The 17,353-nt window shown below is 53.5% G+C and carries 16 protein-coding genes; 7 read left to right on the top strand and 9 right to left on the bottom strand.

Annotated elements, in window-relative coordinates; translation table 11 throughout:
* Window positions 1-29 precede the first annotated feature (29 nt).
* The 3 genes from HDC32_RS17895 to HDC32_RS17885 form a co-directional block, all read right to left on the bottom strand.
* Entirely contained in the window at window positions 30-824 is a 795-nt protein-coding gene (locus HDC32_RS17895) for a carbon-nitrogen hydrolase family protein (protein ID WP_131699114.1), read from the bottom strand.
* Window positions 825-834: 10 nt separating this feature from the next.
* Window positions 835-2,517 carry an NAD(P)/FAD-dependent oxidoreductase gene (locus HDC32_RS17890; RefSeq protein ID WP_145336948.1) on the bottom strand — a complete coding sequence of 561 codons (1,683 nt, stop codon included), beginning with the start codon at window positions 2,515-2,517 and terminating at the stop codon, window positions 835-837.
* 168 nt (window positions 2,518-2,685) lie between these two features.
* Window positions 2,686-3,132 (bottom strand): Lrp/AsnC family transcriptional regulator, encoded by a 447-nt coding sequence (locus HDC32_RS17885; protein ID WP_184745014.1) that lies wholly within the window; start codon window positions 3,130-3,132, stop codon window positions 2,686-2,688.
* A gap of 973 nt (window positions 3,133-4,105) precedes the next feature.
* Between HDC32_RS17885 and HDC32_RS17880 the strand changes: the two genes are divergently transcribed.
* From HDC32_RS17880 to HDC32_RS17850, 7 genes are all read left to right on the top strand, one after another.
* On the top strand, window positions 4,106-4,417 hold the full coding sequence (locus HDC32_RS17880; protein WP_184745012.1) for a hypothetical protein: 312 nt from the start codon (window positions 4,106-4,108) through the stop codon (window positions 4,415-4,417).
* Between the two features lie 487 nt (window positions 4,418-4,904).
* The gene (locus HDC32_RS17875; RefSeq protein WP_184745010.1) at window positions 4,905-8,207 is read left to right on the top strand and encodes an NERD domain-containing protein; all 3,303 of its coding nucleotides are present in this window, start codon (window positions 4,905-4,907) and stop codon (window positions 8,205-8,207) included.
* Window positions 8,208-8,519: 312 nt separating this feature from the next.
* A complete protein-coding gene (locus HDC32_RS17870; RefSeq protein WP_184745008.1) occupies window positions 8,520-8,861 on the top strand; it encodes a type II toxin-antitoxin system RelE/ParE family toxin in 342 nt (113 codons plus the stop codon).
* 145 nt (window positions 8,862-9,006) lie between these two features.
* A complete protein-coding gene (locus HDC32_RS17865; protein ID WP_184745006.1) occupies window positions 9,007-9,294 on the top strand; it encodes a helix-turn-helix domain-containing protein in 288 nt (95 codons plus the stop codon).
* A gap of 127 nt (window positions 9,295-9,421) precedes the next feature.
* A complete protein-coding gene (locus HDC32_RS17860; protein ID WP_184745004.1) occupies window positions 9,422-9,652 on the top strand; it encodes a hypothetical protein in 231 nt (76 codons plus the stop codon).
* A gap of 649 nt (window positions 9,653-10,301) precedes the next feature.
* Window positions 10,302-11,051: a hypothetical protein gene (locus HDC32_RS17855; RefSeq protein ID WP_184745002.1), complete on the top strand. Its 750-nt coding sequence runs from the start codon at window positions 10,302-10,304 to the stop codon at window positions 11,049-11,051.
* A gap of 1 nt (window position 11,052) precedes the next feature.
* Window positions 11,053-12,003 carry a tyrosine-type recombinase/integrase gene (locus tag HDC32_RS17850; RefSeq protein ID WP_184745000.1) on the top strand — a complete coding sequence of 317 codons (951 nt, stop codon included), beginning with the start codon at window positions 11,053-11,055 and terminating at the stop codon, window positions 12,001-12,003.
* Between the two features lie 780 nt (window positions 12,004-12,783).
* On the opposite strand, the gene HDC32_RS17845 is transcribed toward HDC32_RS17850, so the two are convergent.
* From HDC32_RS17845 to HDC32_RS17820, 6 genes are all read right to left on the bottom strand, one after another.
* Window positions 12,784-13,134: a hypothetical protein gene (locus HDC32_RS17845; RefSeq protein ID WP_184744998.1), complete on the bottom strand. Its 351-nt coding sequence runs from the start codon at window positions 13,132-13,134 to the stop codon at window positions 12,784-12,786.
* A 46-nt stretch (window positions 13,135-13,180) separates the two neighbouring features.
* Window positions 13,181-13,450 (bottom strand): hypothetical protein, encoded by a 270-nt coding sequence (locus tag HDC32_RS17840; RefSeq protein ID WP_184744996.1) that lies wholly within the window; start codon window positions 13,448-13,450, stop codon window positions 13,181-13,183.
* A gap of 160 nt (window positions 13,451-13,610) precedes the next feature.
* Entirely contained in the window at window positions 13,611-14,060 is a 450-nt protein-coding gene (locus HDC32_RS17835; RefSeq protein ID WP_184744994.1) for a hypothetical protein, read from the bottom strand.
* Window positions 14,061-14,305: 245 nt separating this feature from the next.
* Entirely contained in the window at window positions 14,306-14,677 is a 372-nt protein-coding gene (locus tag HDC32_RS17830) for a hypothetical protein (protein ID WP_068588503.1), read from the bottom strand.
* Between the two features lie 92 nt (window positions 14,678-14,769).
* Window positions 14,770-16,653, bottom strand: a complete 1,884-nt coding sequence (locus tag HDC32_RS17825; protein WP_184744992.1) for a hypothetical protein — start codon at window positions 16,651-16,653, stop codon at window positions 14,770-14,772.
* Between the two features lie 3 nt (window positions 16,654-16,656).
* Complete coding sequence (locus HDC32_RS17820) at window positions 16,657-16,851, bottom strand: hypothetical protein (RefSeq protein WP_184744990.1); 195 nt, start codon at window positions 16,849-16,851, stop codon at window positions 16,657-16,659.
* Window positions 16,852-17,353 lie beyond the last annotated feature (502 nt).

The raw sequence follows: 17,353 nt of genomic DNA, 5'->3' as shown, positions 1-17,353 counted from the left end.
CAAGTGCCTATGCTAACAAACCCGTTCAATCAGGGCTTGTGCAGCGGGCCGTAAAGCTCGGGACGCCGGTCTTGCAGGTAATGGTTGGCGGCGCGGGCGTCGAGGATCGATTGCCGATCCACTGTCCCGACGATCAAGGCTTCATCCAGGCCCGCCTGGGCGATTCGCCGGCCATCCGGTGCGGCAATGCTGCTTTGCCCGCAGTACTGAATCTCGCCTTCGTGCCCGCAGTAATTGGCGTAGGCCACGTAGCACTGGTTCTCGAAGGCCCGTGCCCGCACGGTGACGTCGGCGACAAAGTCGAACGGCACCATATTGGCGGTGGGCACCAGGATCAGCTCGGCACCGGCCAGGGCCAGGCGTCGAGTGTTCTCCGGGAACTCGAGGTCATAGCAGATCAGGAACCCCAGCTTCCATCCGTTGAGTTCCACCATCGGGAAATCATCGTCGCCGGCACTGAACATCGAGTGGTCCAGATCGCCGAACAGATGGGTCTTACGGTAGTTGCACCGGCGCTGGCCGTGGGCGTCGATCAACTGCACGGCGTTGTAGATCTGCCCATCATCGGCCCGCTCCGGGTAGCCGTACAGAATGGCCCGCCCGGCGTTTTGTGCGATTTCGGCAATGGCTTGCGCAGACTCCCCATCCTGCGCTTCGGCCAAGGCACCCACGGCTTCAGCACCGATGTTGTAACCGGTGAGGAACATCTCCGGCAGCACCAGTACATCGGCGTCCGACGCTTCATGCGCCAGTTGGTGCAGACGCTTGAGATTACCTGCGACATCCAACGGCAGCGGTGGGCATTGGTACAGGGCGACGCGCATGTTCAACTCCTTAGTCAGCCAGGGCAATCGGCCCGATCTCATCGAACACATCACCCGGCCCCGGGTTCTCGGGGTGAGTGCTGCCGCCAAAGTGGGTCATGACGCCCCATACCGCGTTCAGCGAGGTTTGTACCGCACCCTCCACCCACGCTGGGGTCCAGGAAACGTCGTCACCGGCGATAAATATCCCACGCTGTTCGGCGGGCATGTCCTTCTGCATGAAGTGCGCATACATGCGCTGGTTGTAGCGGTAGTGACCCGGCAACGCGCCTTTGAAGGCACCGAGGAAATGCGGGTCGGCCTCCCAGGACACGGTAATCGGGTCGCCGATGATGCGCGCCTTGATGTCGACTTTCGGGTAGATCTTGTTCAAGGCGTCCAGCGCCAGTTTCACCCGCTTGTCGATGGGCTGCGGGAGCATTTTCAGCGCGTCGCTCATCCACGAGTACGACAGGCAGATCACCCCTGGTTTGTCGTCGCCGTTGTCGAAAAGGTAAGTGCCGCGAGTGAGGCGATCGGTGAGGGTCATGCTCATCAGGTCGCGGCCGGTCTCCGGGTCTTTGTCTTTCCAAAACGGGCGGTCGACCATCACGAAGGTCTTTGACGATTGCATGTAGCGCGTACGGTCCAGGGCCATCCACATCTTTTGCGAGAACAGAGTTTCATCGCACTCGATCTGGGTGGTCAGCAGCCAGCTTTGGCAGGTGGTGAGCACGGCCGCGTATTCGCGGGTATCGCCGTAGTTGTCGGTCACGGCAAAGCGGCCATCGGCTGCATGGGCAATACGCTTTACCCCGGCCCGTGGTGCGCCGCGGTGCAAGGAACTGAGGCTGGTACCGGCCGGCCAATGGGCGCAACGCTCCGGCACATGACGCCAGATGCCCATCGGCACCTGGGCAACGCCGCCGACGATGAGATGTTGGTGATCGTCGCAGTTGGTCATGACCACGCGGAAGATTTCCAGCATCGAGTTGGGGAAATCCGAGTCCCAGCCGCCGGTGCCGAAACCTACCTGGCCAAACACCTCGCGGTGGTGGAACGATAACTTTGCGAAAGCCTTGGAGGTCGCCACGAAGTCGTAGAAGGTGCGGTCGTCCCACAAGGGCACCAGCTTGTTCCACAGCGCTTTGAGGCGCGGTACATCACGGTCGCGGATGGCTTGCTGGATATCGCCGAACTGCGAGCCGGCCTCCAGGGCGTCGGCCCAGGCGTCAGCCACTTCCTGGAACAGCGCAGGCAGATCGGACAGCTTTTGTGCGTAGTGGGTCTGGCCTTCCAGATCAATCACCGTACTGCCGGAGGCTGGCGTCAGCGGGTTGGGGAAGGGTTTGGTTTCCAGGCCCAGCTTGTCGACGTAGTGATAGAACGCGGTAGATGACACCGGAAAACGCATCCCGCCCAACTCGGCGATGATGCCTTCGGCGCCTTCGAAGGCCTGGGAACGCAAACGGCCGCCCATCTTCGATGCTTCATACACCACAGGTTTGAGGCCCAGCTTCATCAATTCGTAGGCGGCGACCAGCCCGGCGATACCGGCGCCGACGATGGCCACTTCAGCGCCATGGTTGGCGGCGGGGATACTGCCGAGTCCAGCCGGATGTTCGATCCAGTCATCGAAGGCGAACGGGAAATCCGGGCCAAAGATGGTGATGGGTTTTTTACCGTCTGCTGGGTGGCGATTGGTCTTGCTGATGGTGCTGGACGGAATGCTCATGGCGGGCCCTTGCTGACGACTCGGCGGGAAGTGACCCGCTGAGTATAGGAAAAGATGGCAGCCAGTTTAGGGAGCGTTGCGTTCGTTAATAAGACGCAAAGTGTCGTCGGAATGAATTGTTTTTAGTCATAGTGACGAATTTAGTGGTCAGATTGGTTGTCCGCGGTCCAATTTGTTACTGAGGATGATCGATGTGGTGGTTTTCTCCACGCCATCGACGCTGCCAATCTGGTCCAGCAGTTGATCGAGCTGTTCCGGCGAGTCGGTGCGCAACCAGGCCACGTAATCGAACTCGCCGCTGACCGCGCACAGTTGTTGAACCTGAGCCATGGCGCTCAGCCTGCGCAGCACTTCTTTGCCCGAACGCGGTTGCACGGTGATCCCCACATAGGCCTGCAAGCCGCCATCTGCCATGCGTTGGCCCAGGCGCACACCATAGCCGGTGATCACCTGGGTTTTTTGCAGGCGCGCAAGGCGCGACGTCACCGTAGTGCGCGCGATGCCTAACTGCCGGGCAAGCATGGCCACGCTTTCGCGTGCGTTGATCTGCAGGGCGGCGATCAATTGACGATCGATTTCATCGAGGACGGCCAAGGGTGGCTCCAGTATGGGCGGTGAGGGGAGCCATATTACAATCTTCCAGATACGCAAAAGCCGCGCAATGCGCGGCTTTCTTGTTTGGTGGGCCCACACGGACTTGAACCGTGGACCAAAGGATTATGAGTCACCGAATGACACTCCGAGGCCATGTAAGTCTAGGCGAGGGTAGGCAAAGGTACAACAGGGCTAACCTTCTGTTAACGCTGAGTTTTTGCCAGTTTTGTAAAAGTGGTTACGACTGGGGACTGTACCGCCAATGTACTTATAGGACTCCTCCGCTGCTGCGGATGCCTAAGCCTGGTTCCCAGGTGCTGGTTCCTCTGCTGATTAAACTAGGGGCCTGTATCAAACGACGGACCCGAAGGGCAATGGAGCCTTTTTTTGTGCGGACCTTAGCGCTTAAAGCGCTTTTTCGCTGTTTTGGACCAAAGCGGGGGTGACGAGGCCCCTTCTAATTCCCGCTTAGCACCACCAAAGCACCGCTAATGCCTTATGGATTCCCTTGAATGCCCCGAAGACACCCATCCAGTACCCCATTGCGCACCCTAGGACAGCTGTCCAAAAAAGCACTCATCCACGCCGTGATGCCCACCAACCACCGCTCACTTCCCCCAAGGGTCCGGCTTTTTCCCTTTAGCACACCTCAACCGCACCACTAATAAATGGCCTAGCTAAAACTACGTTTTTTTGCACAAAAAACGGCTCAATTGCAGCAATAAACCAGGTTCAAAGGATGCGCGTTAGTATTTCTATACGCTGTGAGGCATGGAGCGCGGCGTCATCAACCGCGATGCGACTCGCAGACTCTTGATGAAGCTCGAGATAGGCTGACTCAATGGCCGTTCGTGACAAAATCGTAGGACCCGCCCTAGGCTAGATTTTATTTAGTCACGTCGGTATCTGGCGCTTTTTGGCGATGTCGTCGTGACTATGAAAGCTGGGCATGGGGCGAATTGAGGTGTCGGCAATGAAAACTATCGGACGAGTCGAAGTCGAGACAGTCATTGATGTCAGATGCGATGTGTGCGACGCATCCACTCGCGTAGATATGGGTGGGTTCCAGTTTGGCTCTCTTCAGGCGAAATGGGGCTTCGGCTCTTCCCACGACGGTGAGCGTTACGAAGTACATCTCTGTGAGGGCTGCTTTTTTCAAGCACTGGCATATCTTCGTCAAGAGCGGCGAATTCAGAATGTATTCAGTGCGGACGACGGCGCTGATTTATCGGAGGATCTAGGGCTCGTAGCGAGAAATGATTACTTTGGTGATTCGGGCGGATGAGGTCGAAATGAAAGGGCGTCGGAAGGTCAGAACGAACAAGTGGCAGATTATGGAACAGGTCATCAAGGAGGCGAGGGCAATCCTTGCCACCCGATCTGTGACAGGCGGACGCTTTTTAAATATTGCAGCCCGGAGCACGCTTGAAGAGCCTGTTGGAATGTTGGCGGGAGGCCGCGGGGTAGAGGCGGGCACACTGAGTCGCCGCGGTTTCCTCAGATAGTGAGCAACCACTTTTGGCCGATTTCAGCCTATCGCGACCGGTTGAAGCCACAACCAAGGCCGACATTGAGCCTCGAAGGATTAGGGACAAGGAGGAGTACGCATAGTATCGTTTGGCCATGAGTGCCGATGGTGTGCTGAAAGGTCCTAGTCGATTTTGGATGCTATATGTAGGGAGGCCCCGTTGTATGGCGATGTTTGTTGAAATATTAACGCTAACCAATTTTCGCAGCTCTGGGGCCGAAACAAATATTGACCAGAGGCACGCATGCTTTTAAGCACTATCGCCCTCTACATCGGCGCCCCCATAGAGGAAGAATCTGAACGAGTAGTGCTTCGGACTCTCCTAGCAATACTGGAGGAGCGTGCCGTTCCTGCAACGGTGTTTGCAAACCTGCATATAGGTGGTCGTCAACTCGACTTCCTTATAGGTACCGATCAGCTCACCTTAGTCATCGAGGCGAAAGGGGCTTCATACCCACTGCGTGGAAATTATAACGGTGACTGGGCTGCATTGACGCGGACAGGGCGGTGGAAGCCCTATCGAAACGCTTATCTTCAGGTTCTTCAGGCTAAGAACCTATTACGTGATGTCATGCGATCAAGCGATGCCTCGTTGTCTGGATACCCCAATGCTTGCGTGATATTCACCCCCCTACTGCCTACCGGCTCTGATCTTCCTACAAGCGACCCCAAAGTTAGCCTCAGTAATCTTGACGAGCTCTCAGCACTGATCGGCCAGTGCTCCACGCTCCGGTGGAGTACTGACCGTTGGCATCATTTTGCTGAAGTGCACGGCCTTCAGCGGATAACCAATATAGAGAGCGCGTTCGACACGCGTCTGCTCGACGCGGAACAATCCCTGCATCGTTATACGAGCGCATTTGAGGCCACCTATGGGCCGATAGCCGCACGATACGTGTCGGACATCTACGATCATGAGGGACAGGCTTACGAGTTCGGTGACATCGAGGTCGCGCTCTTGCGCGATCGCTCGGACCTACTGATTCGCGGTCCTTCAGGTTGTGGAAAGACATTGCTTTCCCTCTGCCTTGCCAACCGCGTTGTTGCTAGAGGTATTATCCCTGTCTTAATTGATTGCAAGTCCTTCGACGGCCAGTTGGTTAGATCGCTAGATCGCGAAGCCGCACTACTTGACCTACGATCCGCTGCGGCCCTGATTGCTGCTGCTCGGCATATGTCCCGATCGATTGCAGTTTTTGTCGATGGCTACAACGAGTGTCAGGAAGCTAGCAGGGTTCAACTCACAAGGGCTCTTCGCGCTGCGTCGGTCAGATACGACGCGCTGATTGTAATCACATCACAGATTGATATTGAGCGGCCCGACCTGCTGCAGCTTCGGCATGTTAGCGTCGGACGGCCTGGGAATGAGCTGAAGGCGAAAATTGCGAATATCAACCTGTCCTCAGATGCATCCCTAATTCCCCTCCTTGAGGCGGCCACCACTGGTATCGAGGCGGACCTCGTTGGCCAAATTGGGCGTGAGATTTCGCAATCTTCGAGCAGGTTCGCGCTTTTTGACTATTTCGTGCGATGTAAGCTAGGTGACTCCGCCACCGATGGCATACGCCTGCTTTCCGCAATAGCCGGGCGACTGTTGGACCGTATGACATTCAGCTTGTCGATCAGGGAGGTGGATCGGCTCCTAGCTGAGCTCGTCCTACCGGCCTCGACGCTGCGGCAGGCTCAAGGCTCAGGCGTCCTAAACTTGCGGGGTGATCGTGTGAGCCTTTGCCACGAGATGTACCTCAATGTCTTTGCAACCGAGGCTCTAGTCCGCAAGATAGGCCACGACGATTGCGCGATCCTAGCCGCCCTTGCAGTACCGAAATACGGTGCCCTACGTCCATTTATCATTGGTGCTATCGAAGACGAGACGCTGCTAGCGACAATCCTCAGTAGGGTATCTGACAGTAAATTATTGGAAGCATGTTTAATTGGTGAATGTGGCAATGCGGCGCGTTTTCTCATCACAGATGCGATAACTGCTCTCCCGGCGCGACTCACCGAGGAGGCAACGCGGCTGAGGTTTGAGGTCACTGCGGACCGTTGGTGGAATGTGGCGGTCGACCCTAGCAGCCTCACAGCTTGGTCAGATCGAGACTTTTCACTTCTTTCAGTACTCACGGCGGGGATGGCAGAAGGACGCTGGATCAAGGAGGTACTCGGCGCGGTGAAGAGTATGGATGCCACTCTCGCCGCCGAATTCCGGAGGCTGCATCCGGAAGCAGTGGAGAAGCAGGTCAACATTCGCAGTGGCCTGTTCGCGGTCACGTACCTGTTCGGCTCAGAGAGAGTAGGCCTCACCCGCGTAGCCTCGGCCCTCCATAGCGGCTTTCTCTCTTTACGCAGAGCTGGCACTTCAGCTTTGGCTTCACCACTGGAACTTGCATGGCGCGAGGTCGAGTTACCTGGGCAACTTTACTTCGCTCTAGCGCTATCACGCCAAGCATATGAGATTCGGAATAGCTTCGCCCAGTACGTATTGCCGCATCTCCAACAAGAGCGTTGGAAATTTCTTCCCTATCATGTCCGCCTCGATCTTCTCGATTACGCTCATGCCCTTCGTGAAGTCCCGGACCCTATCCGGAAAGGTTACGTCGATGCACTCCAAGATCTCCTGCCTGATCTGCATCCATGGTTAGTCCAAACAGCCATTGAGGCACTCAGCGGGCTGGACGCTTTGCAAGAAGAGGAAGATCAGCACGTAGAGAGTGTTCGTCTACAAGTATGCGAAATTCTGTCTTCGGAGTCCGCAGAGGCTCCCGGCGCAGCGTGGGGGTTCTACAACGCTCAATTCGACCATCCCTTCAGCAGCGCCTACATACAGGTACTTGAGGAATTGCCATCCCAAGAACAGCTATCATTGCTGCGTCTCGCATGTGAAGGAGCTGAAGGTGACGATTTCTTTCTTAGCTCCCTTATTGATGAGCTTGCACGGCAGGGAGATCGCCTTGCTATCCCCTACATCATGCGCTGGACTCAGCTACCATCGCAGCAGTCGAAGCTACCTCAACAAGCTATTGAAACGTTCGTCGCTGCTTTCGTGGCGCTTGGCGCCCTTAAGAATGACCTACCCGTCGAAGCACTTCGATTCGGAGGGGAGCCTCGTGAGGATGTGCTTCTCGCATGTGGCGTTCTTTACCATTGGCTTCAGCGGCGGGACGCTAGCTCTGTGCTTGAGGAAAATCAGGCGGCATCAGCACTCGAAGTACTTCAGTCAAGCCCTGACGTAGCAGTAGGGGTTCTCTACACCATCTCCAGGTCTATTTCCGTTTGCGGGGGGCGCTCGGTTGAATTGGTTCGTGCATTCCCCGATCAAGCACTAGAGATATGTCGTGCGGCGCTCCAGAGTCCTAGCATCCAGCCTGGCTACTTCGATGGAGCATTCTTTACGAATCACTCCGAGACACTGAACTTTGCCATCAGTGTCATAGGTAGGTACGGCTCTGTAGGTGACCTAACAGGACTCCGGCTGTTAATGGACGATTCGCAATCCGCTATTGCTGCCTTGCACGCGATAAAGTCGATCGAAGAGCGCAGAGAATAAGACGATTATCGACGCAGGTGGGTATGGGACTGGTGACCTAACTTGGTGCGTACCGGGGAAGAGCTCCGCGCTTTGAGCATCATCCACTTCCGATATCTGTCCGCAAAAAATCCCCTCCAGAAATAGTCACATCCAATGTGAGCCCACTGTTGACTCTATATCGAACTCGATATAGAGTGTTCGTGCTGGAGTGAACCAGTCGCGTGAATCCATATTTTCGGAAGCGGCGCACCCAGTACATACCACATCTGAGGAGCAGCACCATGTCTAGTAGATACGTCCCAACTCATCAAAGGCGACCGTGGAGGTTCCATGAAACGAGCAGAACCGAAGGAAATTGTTTGGCTAGGTAGTAGTTTGGAAGATCTTCGGAACTTCCCAAAATCAGCAATGCAGCAAGCAGGCTACCAGTTGGAAGGTCTGCAAGAAGGCGATGAGCCTGACGACTGGAAACCGATGAAATCAGTTGGTCCGGGTGTCCAAGAGATTCGGATTAAATGCGAGGATGGGGCTTTTCGCGTGTTTTATGTGGCGAATCGGCCGGATGCGATCTACGTATTGCATGCGTTCCGAAAAACCACTCAAAAGACGGAAAAGCGCGATATTGATCTGGCCGAGCAAAGATACAAGGACAGATTCAATTCGCTGGGATAATCGCAGGGCGGAGCGTGGCAGGCACCTCTTCACCGTTTAGGTGAAGGGGTAGGCTGCTAATTGTGACCCTACTCAATCATAATTAATGAAACATAATGCAAGACAAACACTCAAAGTAGTACCTAATCCTAGTGAGGGAAAACCTATGGCAAACGAACGCGCTACCAGTGTCTGGGATGCGTTGGTTGACACGCCAGAAGAAGCCGAAAACCTACGCATTCGTTCCAAATTGATGCGGGCGATCACCCGAGTAGTAAAGTCCTGGGATGTATCGCAAACTGAAGCAGCCCGGAGGCTGCATATCACTCAGCCACGGCTGAATGATTTGCTGAAAGGGAAAATTGATAAATATTCTCTCGATGCTCTCGTCAATCTGTTGGCCAGTGCCGACCTGCAAATTGAAATTCGTGTAAATCGTAAAGAAGCCGCGTAGGTTTCTGCGGCGTGTCAAGCAAGCTAAGGGGTTGGCCTTGATAGGGTCAGCCCTTTTTTGTGCCGAATTAGTTCTGAACCCCGGCCGCGCCATGGGGGCACGGCCATCGCAGTCCAAGGAAGTCGTGATGTCGAACGGTAAAATCACACAGATCTACGAAGCCTTTGTCGAGGATGATGTAAATAGGTATTTGGCTGATGGCTGGATGATCGTCGCAGTGGTCAGTGGTACTCGCATTTACAATGGCAAGGAAGAAATAGGGCCGGTGTATGTGCTGGGGTTGCCTGACTCGGAGATTGAGCCCGCAGCGGCGCCGCTTGGCTTGCTTGCACCGTCGCGCGTTAAAATGAAAAAATAATCGACGTTACAAATAACACCGCTTATGTCCAAAAGGTCCCTACAGTCAAGCCAGATGTGGGGGCCTTTTTTGTCGGCACACCCCATAGGTTGCTCACCAGACCCATCTTTAGTGGTCTTGCGTACCTACTGCCGCTGGTTCGATAAGGAGCCGACCCTGTGAATGCCGCCCTTGATCCAAATAAGCCAGCACGTCATTCGGGAGGCTGTCGTGGGTTGCATCGCGGGTGACACTATTCGTACGATTGGGTGGGGCCACGGTGCGCTTGATACCCGTGCGCTCACGGCGAGAGTTCTTGCGCACCTGGCATAGTCTTACGGCCGTTGGCCGGTTTCCGAAACAGTGGGGGTCACAGGAATCAGTGTAGAGCTGTGACCGGTGAAAGCTTGAGGGCCACCTGCAGCATCCCCACCACGTCTGGTCCCTTCTTATTGATCCACGTCCCTTAATGCTGGCGGATCATATTGCCGTTGTGGGCCGGTTTTCCAGTATTGAATTTGCAGTGGTGATTGCGTCCATGGCCATGGAATGGAATTTACCTTGAGAACGCGGATCTCGGCATCATTGATGATGCTAAGTGGATCACACGATTAGTGTATGGAAAGTGGTGATAAAATACGTTATCACCACTTAATGGATTCGCTTTCGGATGGACGATTTCACCGCAGTCTTTGAAAAAACCTTTCATGTGCAGAAAACCTGGGCTCGCGCCGGCACCCTGACACGTGTGTTTGCAGAGATGGCAGAGGAGGCTTACGGCGCCTATCTGCGCGAAATGAAGAACCGTATACCAGAGCCTTGCGATGGTTACTCCGTGGAAAGAGTTGAACAGGATGAGCTGATGACCAAGCTTGGTATCAACAGCATTGTCTTCACAGCAATGGCGTTGGAGGCTGGGATCTTTGAGTTGGCAGCGATCAATCTGGGAGATGCGACGGCAACGGATGATCTGGATAAGCTTGATCTCAATTCCAAGTGGAGTGTGATCCCCCAGTTGGTCTGTGGCCGAGGGCTTGTTAAGACTGGCCCGGCACTAAACAACCTGAGCACCTTGATAAAAGCGCGAAATCAGCTCGTACATTACAAGTCAAAGCCTTTCCCTGGGTACCAGCCGGACCCCGAGTCTCCCTCAGGCTGGACTGAGCAATCGATGATGGAAGTGGAAAAGTCGCTCAAAGAGATAGAGGCCGATTCCACAAAGTTTGCATCCTACGTGCAAGCTTCGTTTCCCACCCTTGTGCTGGTTTCTTTAGAGCTCGAAGCGCTAATCGGAAACACCGGGCCTTTGCCTGGGTTTAACAAAAAAAATATGGGTTCGAACACTTCACGGTCTTCTCTGCTCAGCAACCTCATCGGTGATTGTCGAGCCAAGCATCGTAAATATCATGGGACGCCATAACATGCTGCCAGCCGTGAGGAGTTGGAGCCGCCTGACCGCCGCTGAATTTCAGATCCTGGCTGAGGTTCCGGCGGCGGTCGAATGGTTCGCCAATATCGACAACCCGCGCACTCGGCGTGCTTATCAGGGCGACCTAGAGGACTTCTGCAGCTTTGTCGGAATGTCTGCAGCGGAGGAGTTTCGAGCCGTGACGCGGGCCCATGTGCTCGCGTGGCGTACCCAGCTCGAAGGGCGCGGCCTAGCCGGCGCCACGATCCGGCGTAAACTCGCGGCGCTGGCCAGCCTGTTCGATCATCTGTTAGAGAGTAATGCGGTTGCCGGCGGCAACCCGGTGCACGGTGTGAAAAGGCCCAGGATTGAAACCAATGAAGGGAAAACTCCGGCACTGGGCGATCACCAGGCCAAGGCGCTGCTCGACTCACCAGATGTGACCACGTTGAAGGGGCTCCGTGATCGAGCACTACTGGCCGTGCTGCTGTATCACGGCCTACGCCGCGAGGAAGCCGCGCAGTTGAGAGTCAGCGATATCCAGGAGCGCAGGGGTATCAAGCATCTGCAGATCCATGGTAAAGGCGGCAAGCTGCGCTATTTGCCGTTGCACCCGACCGCAGCCGATCGTATTTACGCTTACCTGGAGCGTTCCGGGCATCACCAGGACGACACTCAGGCACCGCTGTTTGTGCCGCTACGCGGACGTTCTACTGGCACAGGCATAACCGCCAACGGAATCTACGCAATGGTCGGAAGCTATGCTAAGGCGGCAGGTATCAATGTCGCTGGGTTGGGAGTGCATGGCCTGCGTGCCACGGCTGCGACCAATGCGCTGGAGCACGAAGCCGATATTGCTAAGGTCCAGGCATGGCTGGGGCATGCCAATATCAGCACAACCCGGATCTATGATCGCCGGCAGCTAAGGCCGGAGGATTCGCCGACATTCAAGATAAGGTATTAGCCAGATCTATTCGGCATGACGATGTTAGCTATGGAATCTGGCGAGTAAAGGCGGCAAAATGCCATCCATGAAACGTTGAAAAGTCACGCAGCCTGTCACGTGCTGCAATGCCACTGAGGCACAAAATTTAAAGGAAGAACAAGCATGGGATTTCTGGTTTTCTGTTGGCTGATCATAGGTGTTGTGTGTGCGGTCATAGCTATTGGGAAGGGACGTAGCGGGTTTGGTTGGTTCATTCTCGGATGCATTTTCGGGCCCCTGGCCCTGCTTTGCTCCGCAGTGATGTCACGCGAGTCTCGACAAGACGAGCGAACCTTGAAGACTTGTCCGCATTGCGCGGAGAAAGTGCAGTTGCAAGCCATCCTGTGCAAACACTGTCATCAACCTTTGGAGGAAGGGCATCCCTCTGTCGCTAAAATAAAGTCTTCCGCAGCCGATGACTGGGCTAACTCGTAATGATGCTATAGGAAGAAATCTCGTTGGGTAATTGCACTCGACTTGAAAAGTCTTTTGCATAGGGCTTGATCAGCACACTTGGTGCGCCCTGACTGGCAGAAGTCGGCCATAAGTGGACGTTTAGCCATTCCCAAATATCCTAAATTATCTTGCTGACTATAATTGCCCTGTAAGCCTCGTCCTAGCGGGCTTGGCTTCAATAGAAGCATCTGAAAAGTCACCAGCACTATCGCCAAGCAGGTCTAGAGCAACCGACACGCATGCGCAGAGCTTCAGGCGTTTTAGCCTATTCTCGGCATCTTGGAACCGCTACGTGAGTCACATTTACTTGTCTGGATCAAATTGCTGCCAAGAGTCAGGCATTCCTGTGCCGAAACCACAATTCAGGCAATCCAGCCCTTTCTCATCAACTGATCGATTGAAAGCAAATGTCTTGCCTTTAAGATCAGTCAAAAGCAGTTTTTCGCCTTTGTTTTTTGCCTCCCAGGTTTGTTCACTCAGGATCTTTTTCTGAAAAGGATCGACCTTCACTACTGTGGCCTTACTGCCTTTAATATCGATGGCTACCAGTGGTCCTATCACGCCTTGCATGGCTCGATAGCTACCCTCAAACGGATTGCCACAACCACTCAGGGCGACACACAGCCCGATGAGACAACCACATTTTTTCCACATCTGACTATCTCCTGAAAATTGACCTTAGCGGTCATCCTCTACGGTCTCACTGCGTGACAGAAGCCTTCAAAGGCTGATCGCTTGGATTCCTCAGCTGGACAATTAATTGCTCAAGCCCCAGCTCAGTCAGAAAGACCGCCAGCTTGTCGAGACTCTTAAAAGTCCGCTCGCCGCCGCGCTGGCGGCGCAGTGACACAAACTCAGACCCTAATTGAATACGCAGCGACCATCCGTCGCGGGTGTGCAAGACCGAGATGTCATGCACTAGGCCGGCAGCAAGGTATCGCCGTAGATCTGCTTCGAAAATTAAGGACATAGACCACGCATCAGAAATGGAGCAGGGGGGCAGCCCGTAGGTCTTCCCCCCTATCACCAGCAGCAGAGTTTATTGGATTTTACCCTTCTACTACCCTGAAGCGCTGCGGACTCGATGATATCAATCAGCTAAAAAATATCAATAAATAAATACTGATATATCAATAATTGATTTTTGATAGGGCGCGCTGAAATGCTTCAGGAAGATCCGTCTCGCTTTCACCCACGCGGCTAACCGTTCCTAGCCCACCACAGCTTCCTCTCGAGCAATGGAGACGGCCTTCCAGTCCCAACCATCCTTCAGAAAGGACTGCCTGGCCCCCACCCGCAAAGTCGAGAGTGATAGTCAGAAAAGTGGATGAATACTTGAAGGGGTAGGCGTTCAGGATCCCGTGGTGCATCGCATCGTACGAGTACATTTTCCCGTCTCCTGATCCGTCGATCTTGAGCACTTTATAACCGGTACTCAATCCGCCGTCGCTGATGTAGTACCCACTCACCTCTGACGAAATCAGTTCTGGGATTTTTTCCCAAGGGGTCAACCCCAAGCCACAACAAGCGGCCACACAAAGTACCTTCCACCGTTGCTTCAAAGGGTGCTCCTTTTTCATCAATACCAAGTCCAGAGAAATGCGACCACGATCCCCCACAACACCCAGCAGAAACGCTTTCTAAGCGTGCACTGATGGGTACGGTGCGTTGCGTATATTGCTGATATGGTCGCGATGATCAGAAGTGCCAGATAAGCTTTGTGGGCAGTGCTATAGGACGCCTGAGGGAGCAACGCAACAGTCATCGGAAGTAACGCGATCGCGGAGATCACCCACGCAACGACAACCCTGTGATAGGCCATTTTTCAAGCTCTCCCTACGTAAGGCACCGTCGCAACTGGCAGCTCATTGATCAAGTGTTGCAGCTGTACCTCATGGATTTCCGCCATTCGGTCATCAAAGCCGTTTCGTCGATTTAGCTCCGCAGTCACCAGATACCAGGTCAAAGCGTCCAGTGATGGCGTCTCAAAAAGCCGAATCTCGATGGGGGTCGTTTCATCCCACTCATAAGCGCCTATTCCGCTCAGTTGGGGCGACAGAAAATACTGATCCCCACGCATGACCCATACCAATCCCGGCCAAGGGGCGAGGCCATCAAACAGGTACCTGAGGTCGACCGGGTTGTCCCAGTTTTCGCAGTACGTGGCCGTTAGGTAATAATCGAATGTAAGGCTCATTTGGGTGCACTCAAGCAGGGGCGAGTCTGCATCGAAGCATGAGGACTCGCGTGCCAGAACCACGTCCACAACGACGCTGCGTGTGCTTCGCACTACTGATTGTCCGGAGGGTTGAGCGGTGACCGACGCTTTTCGGCACGCTCGCCACGAGTGGTCCGATTTTTCTGCTGACCTTCTGATCGATCGGCAGAGCTTGGCCGAGAAAGACGTTGACCGGCAGACTCGCGGCTTTGCCGTGAAGGCGGCGGCATATCAGCCCTGCTAGGGGAGCCACCTGGTGACCCAGGCGAGCCCAAGGTTTTTTGTGCTTGTTGGATCTTTGCGCGGAGTAGCTCTTGCTTTAGACCGGCGCTCTTGATTGCCGACATCTTAGAAAGTCCGCCGACTACTGAGCCCGCGACAGATGCAGCGATACTTCCTAATTGGGTGAAGCTGGCAGCACTGTCTGTTTTTGGTAGCGATTGAACTCTCAAAAGCGCTGCAGCAGCCCATGTCGCGACCAGAATAACGAATCCGGCGCCACCGGCTAAAACTCCGCGCATACCATTAATTTCCATTGGCGTACCAGAGCTATTAATAGCGGTTGCAGCTTGTATAAAACTAATGCTGGCTAATTGGCTAGCAACTAAATAAAGAATACCTTCAGCAAAAAACAATGATAGATATGTAAATGCAAGCAGCCGTATCCAATAGAGCAATATTTCAATACCAAAGACACATGCCAAAAGCGCTACCAGCGGGAATATATGAATAAGAGCAGCTTGTCCCATTGCTGTTAAATAGACAAACCATGGAAGCTTTGCCGCTAGATCTAATGTTGCAAGTGCACCGTTTGCTTCATTGAGTGCCCCAATCGCCTCAGATGCATTTTCGCGAACCTTTGAACCAAAAGACGAGCCATCAGAACCGGAATAAAGAGATCCTAGGCTTTTATTGACAACATCTGACCAAGCTCTAACCCCTGCGATAACAGATGGCTCTGTATCAGGTGCTAAATTAGAAGGTCGAATACGGTCTCCCACTGCCCTATATCCCTCTTCAGCACCTGCTTGCGCAGCCTGATAAGCCTCATAGCAGTTTTCCGGAACTAAATATCTGTTATTTACACCTGATGGCTCTGCTAACAACGCCGGATCAGAAAGCGAACCATCGGCAATTTCCCACGGGTTCAGGTAGCCTGCCGGCTCGTCAACGCCGCCTGATAGTCTAGACTTCCATCCTGATTCATTAGGTAGCAAGTATCTTTTTCCAGTTGGCCACTTATCACTACTTAACTTTTCTAGCGCAGCTTTTCCTGCGGACCTCCGTTCGCTTGCCTTATAAGTATCAATTAAAGTTAGAGCTTGTCGAATTTGTGGAAACCACGAAAAAGTCAGGCCTGACACCTTATCGGCAGTGGCACTACTAAGTATAGAAACTTGAGAGTCCGGTACTCCGAGCGCACCACCACCTCGAAGCCCTATAGCTTGCCAAGTAGTTTCTGGAACGCTACTGTCATCGTTAGGACTTGGCTCGCAATATACTTTGTAATCCTTTATGAGCTTAGCCAAATCACTTCCCATGAAAGGGGTAATTTCCCGCTCGGTGAGATCGGCAATCATTAGTGCTGATTGGTCGTTATCTTTAGTTCGATACACCTGTACGAGCTTTTCATATGTAGGGAGAACTACTTTAAGTGTAAATGATTGTCCTTTTGTCATTTCCATGCTGGCACGACCAGGGAAGGTCACGGTTTCAGGCTGCAAAGCGATAAATACGAACAGCGATGTGATAAAAATCCCGAAAGGCATACTGGTGGGCCTGCCTCGCACCAGATTCCAAATAATCCAAGATAATGAAATATAAGGCACAGCCCTGGCGAGCTGGCGAACTATTTCAGCAAGCTCAGCATTCTTTGTTCCCATCGAAATTAACGATGAAATCATTGCGTCAAGACCGCTCTGAAATAACCACCCAAAATTACCAAACTCGCCCATGCGTCAAGCCTCGATACTTGAGAAAATCTTTTTAGGTACGGTAATAAAAATCGCTACGGTTCCAGTCACGAAAACAAGTGCTGCCCATATGAGGCCAGCGGCTGTATACACATAATTTTCCAGCACCGTGAATCCCACAACCAAAATTACTAACGTCGCCAGCCTGGATGGACTCATCTCAGTATTAAGCACCTTCACGATAACTCCTCACCTGTCCTTAAGGAGTTTCACTCTGAAGTAAAATTCGAAAACCTCAAAGTCAAAACAGGCCATCCGAATTCAGTCCCGCTGCTAGTCAGCGATTAATCAGAATGGTTCGTGAAATACGGTGTCATCAAAATCTCAGTTCGTTCAGCTTAGGCTGAACGTGCAGCGCTCTATGCGCTGCTGCGTGCGAAGCACGCGGCTCTGTCAGGGTGCTTCGCTACGCTCAACACCATGAACAGAGCCGCGTCCCGCGATCAAAAGCAAAATCGATGTGACATTCAGTATTTGCTATTGACCTTAACTAGCGTCGATAGCAAGATCAAATTGCACCCGAACTAGCTATGCGAGTTCTCCTCACGGGATGTCACGCTATTTCGTGCGTTCTTTCTAGACTGCTAATTCAGTCTGTGTGAGAGGTGCGGGGTTATGCGGCAGCTATTGCTGCCCGTTACCTCGCTTCCCAAGCATCAGTTTGCTAATTCAATCTGCTCGC

Source organism: Pseudomonas sp. JAI120, assembly GCF_014207255.1.
Lineage (GTDB): Bacteria > Pseudomonadota > Gammaproteobacteria > Pseudomonadales > Pseudomonadaceae > Aquipseudomonas.
The sequence above is the reverse complement of the archived record's forward strand: the minus strand, read 5'-3'. Positions and strand labels throughout refer to the sequence as shown.

Coding starts and splice junctions, on each gene's coding strand:
- HDC32_RS17870 (WP_184745008.1), top strand. CDS start 8,520: ATGAAACGAGCAGAACCGAAGGAAATTGTTTGGCTAGGTAGTAGTTTG.
- HDC32_RS17825 (WP_184744992.1), bottom strand. CDS start 16,653: ATGGGCGAGTTTGGTAATTTTGGGTGGTTATTTCAGAGCGGTCTTGAC.
- HDC32_RS17830 (WP_068588503.1), bottom strand. CDS start 14,677: ATGAGCCTTACATTCGATTATTACCTAACGGCCACGTACTGCGAAAAC.
- HDC32_RS17860 (WP_184745004.1), top strand. CDS start 9,422: ATGTCGAACGGTAAAATCACACAGATCTACGAAGCCTTTGTCGAGGAT.
- HDC32_RS17880 (WP_184745012.1), top strand. CDS start 4,106: ATGAAAACTATCGGACGAGTCGAAGTCGAGACAGTCATTGATGTCAGA.
- HDC32_RS17845 (WP_184744998.1), bottom strand. CDS start 13,134: ATGTGGAAAAAATGTGGTTGTCTCATCGGGCTGTGTGTCGCCCTGAGT.
- HDC32_RS17895 (WP_131699114.1), bottom strand. CDS start 824: ATGCGCGTCGCCCTGTACCAATGCCCACCGCTGCCGTTGGATGTCGCA.
- HDC32_RS17855 (WP_184745002.1), top strand. CDS start 10,302: ATGGACGATTTCACCGCAGTCTTTGAAAAAACCTTTCATGTGCAGAAA.
- HDC32_RS17865 (WP_184745006.1), top strand. CDS start 9,007: ATGGCAAACGAACGCGCTACCAGTGTCTGGGATGCGTTGGTTGACACG.
- HDC32_RS17840 (WP_184744996.1), bottom strand. CDS start 13,450: ATGTCCTTAATTTTCGAAGCAGATCTACGGCGATACCTTGCTGCCGGC.
- HDC32_RS17875 (WP_184745010.1), top strand. CDS start 4,905: ATGCTTTTAAGCACTATCGCCCTCTACATCGGCGCCCCCATAGAGGAA.
- HDC32_RS17835 (WP_184744994.1), bottom strand. CDS start 14,060: ATGAAAAAGGAGCACCCTTTGAAGCAACGGTGGAAGGTACTTTGTGTG.
- HDC32_RS17850 (WP_184745000.1), top strand. CDS start 11,053: ATGCTGCCAGCCGTGAGGAGTTGGAGCCGCCTGACCGCCGCTGAATTT.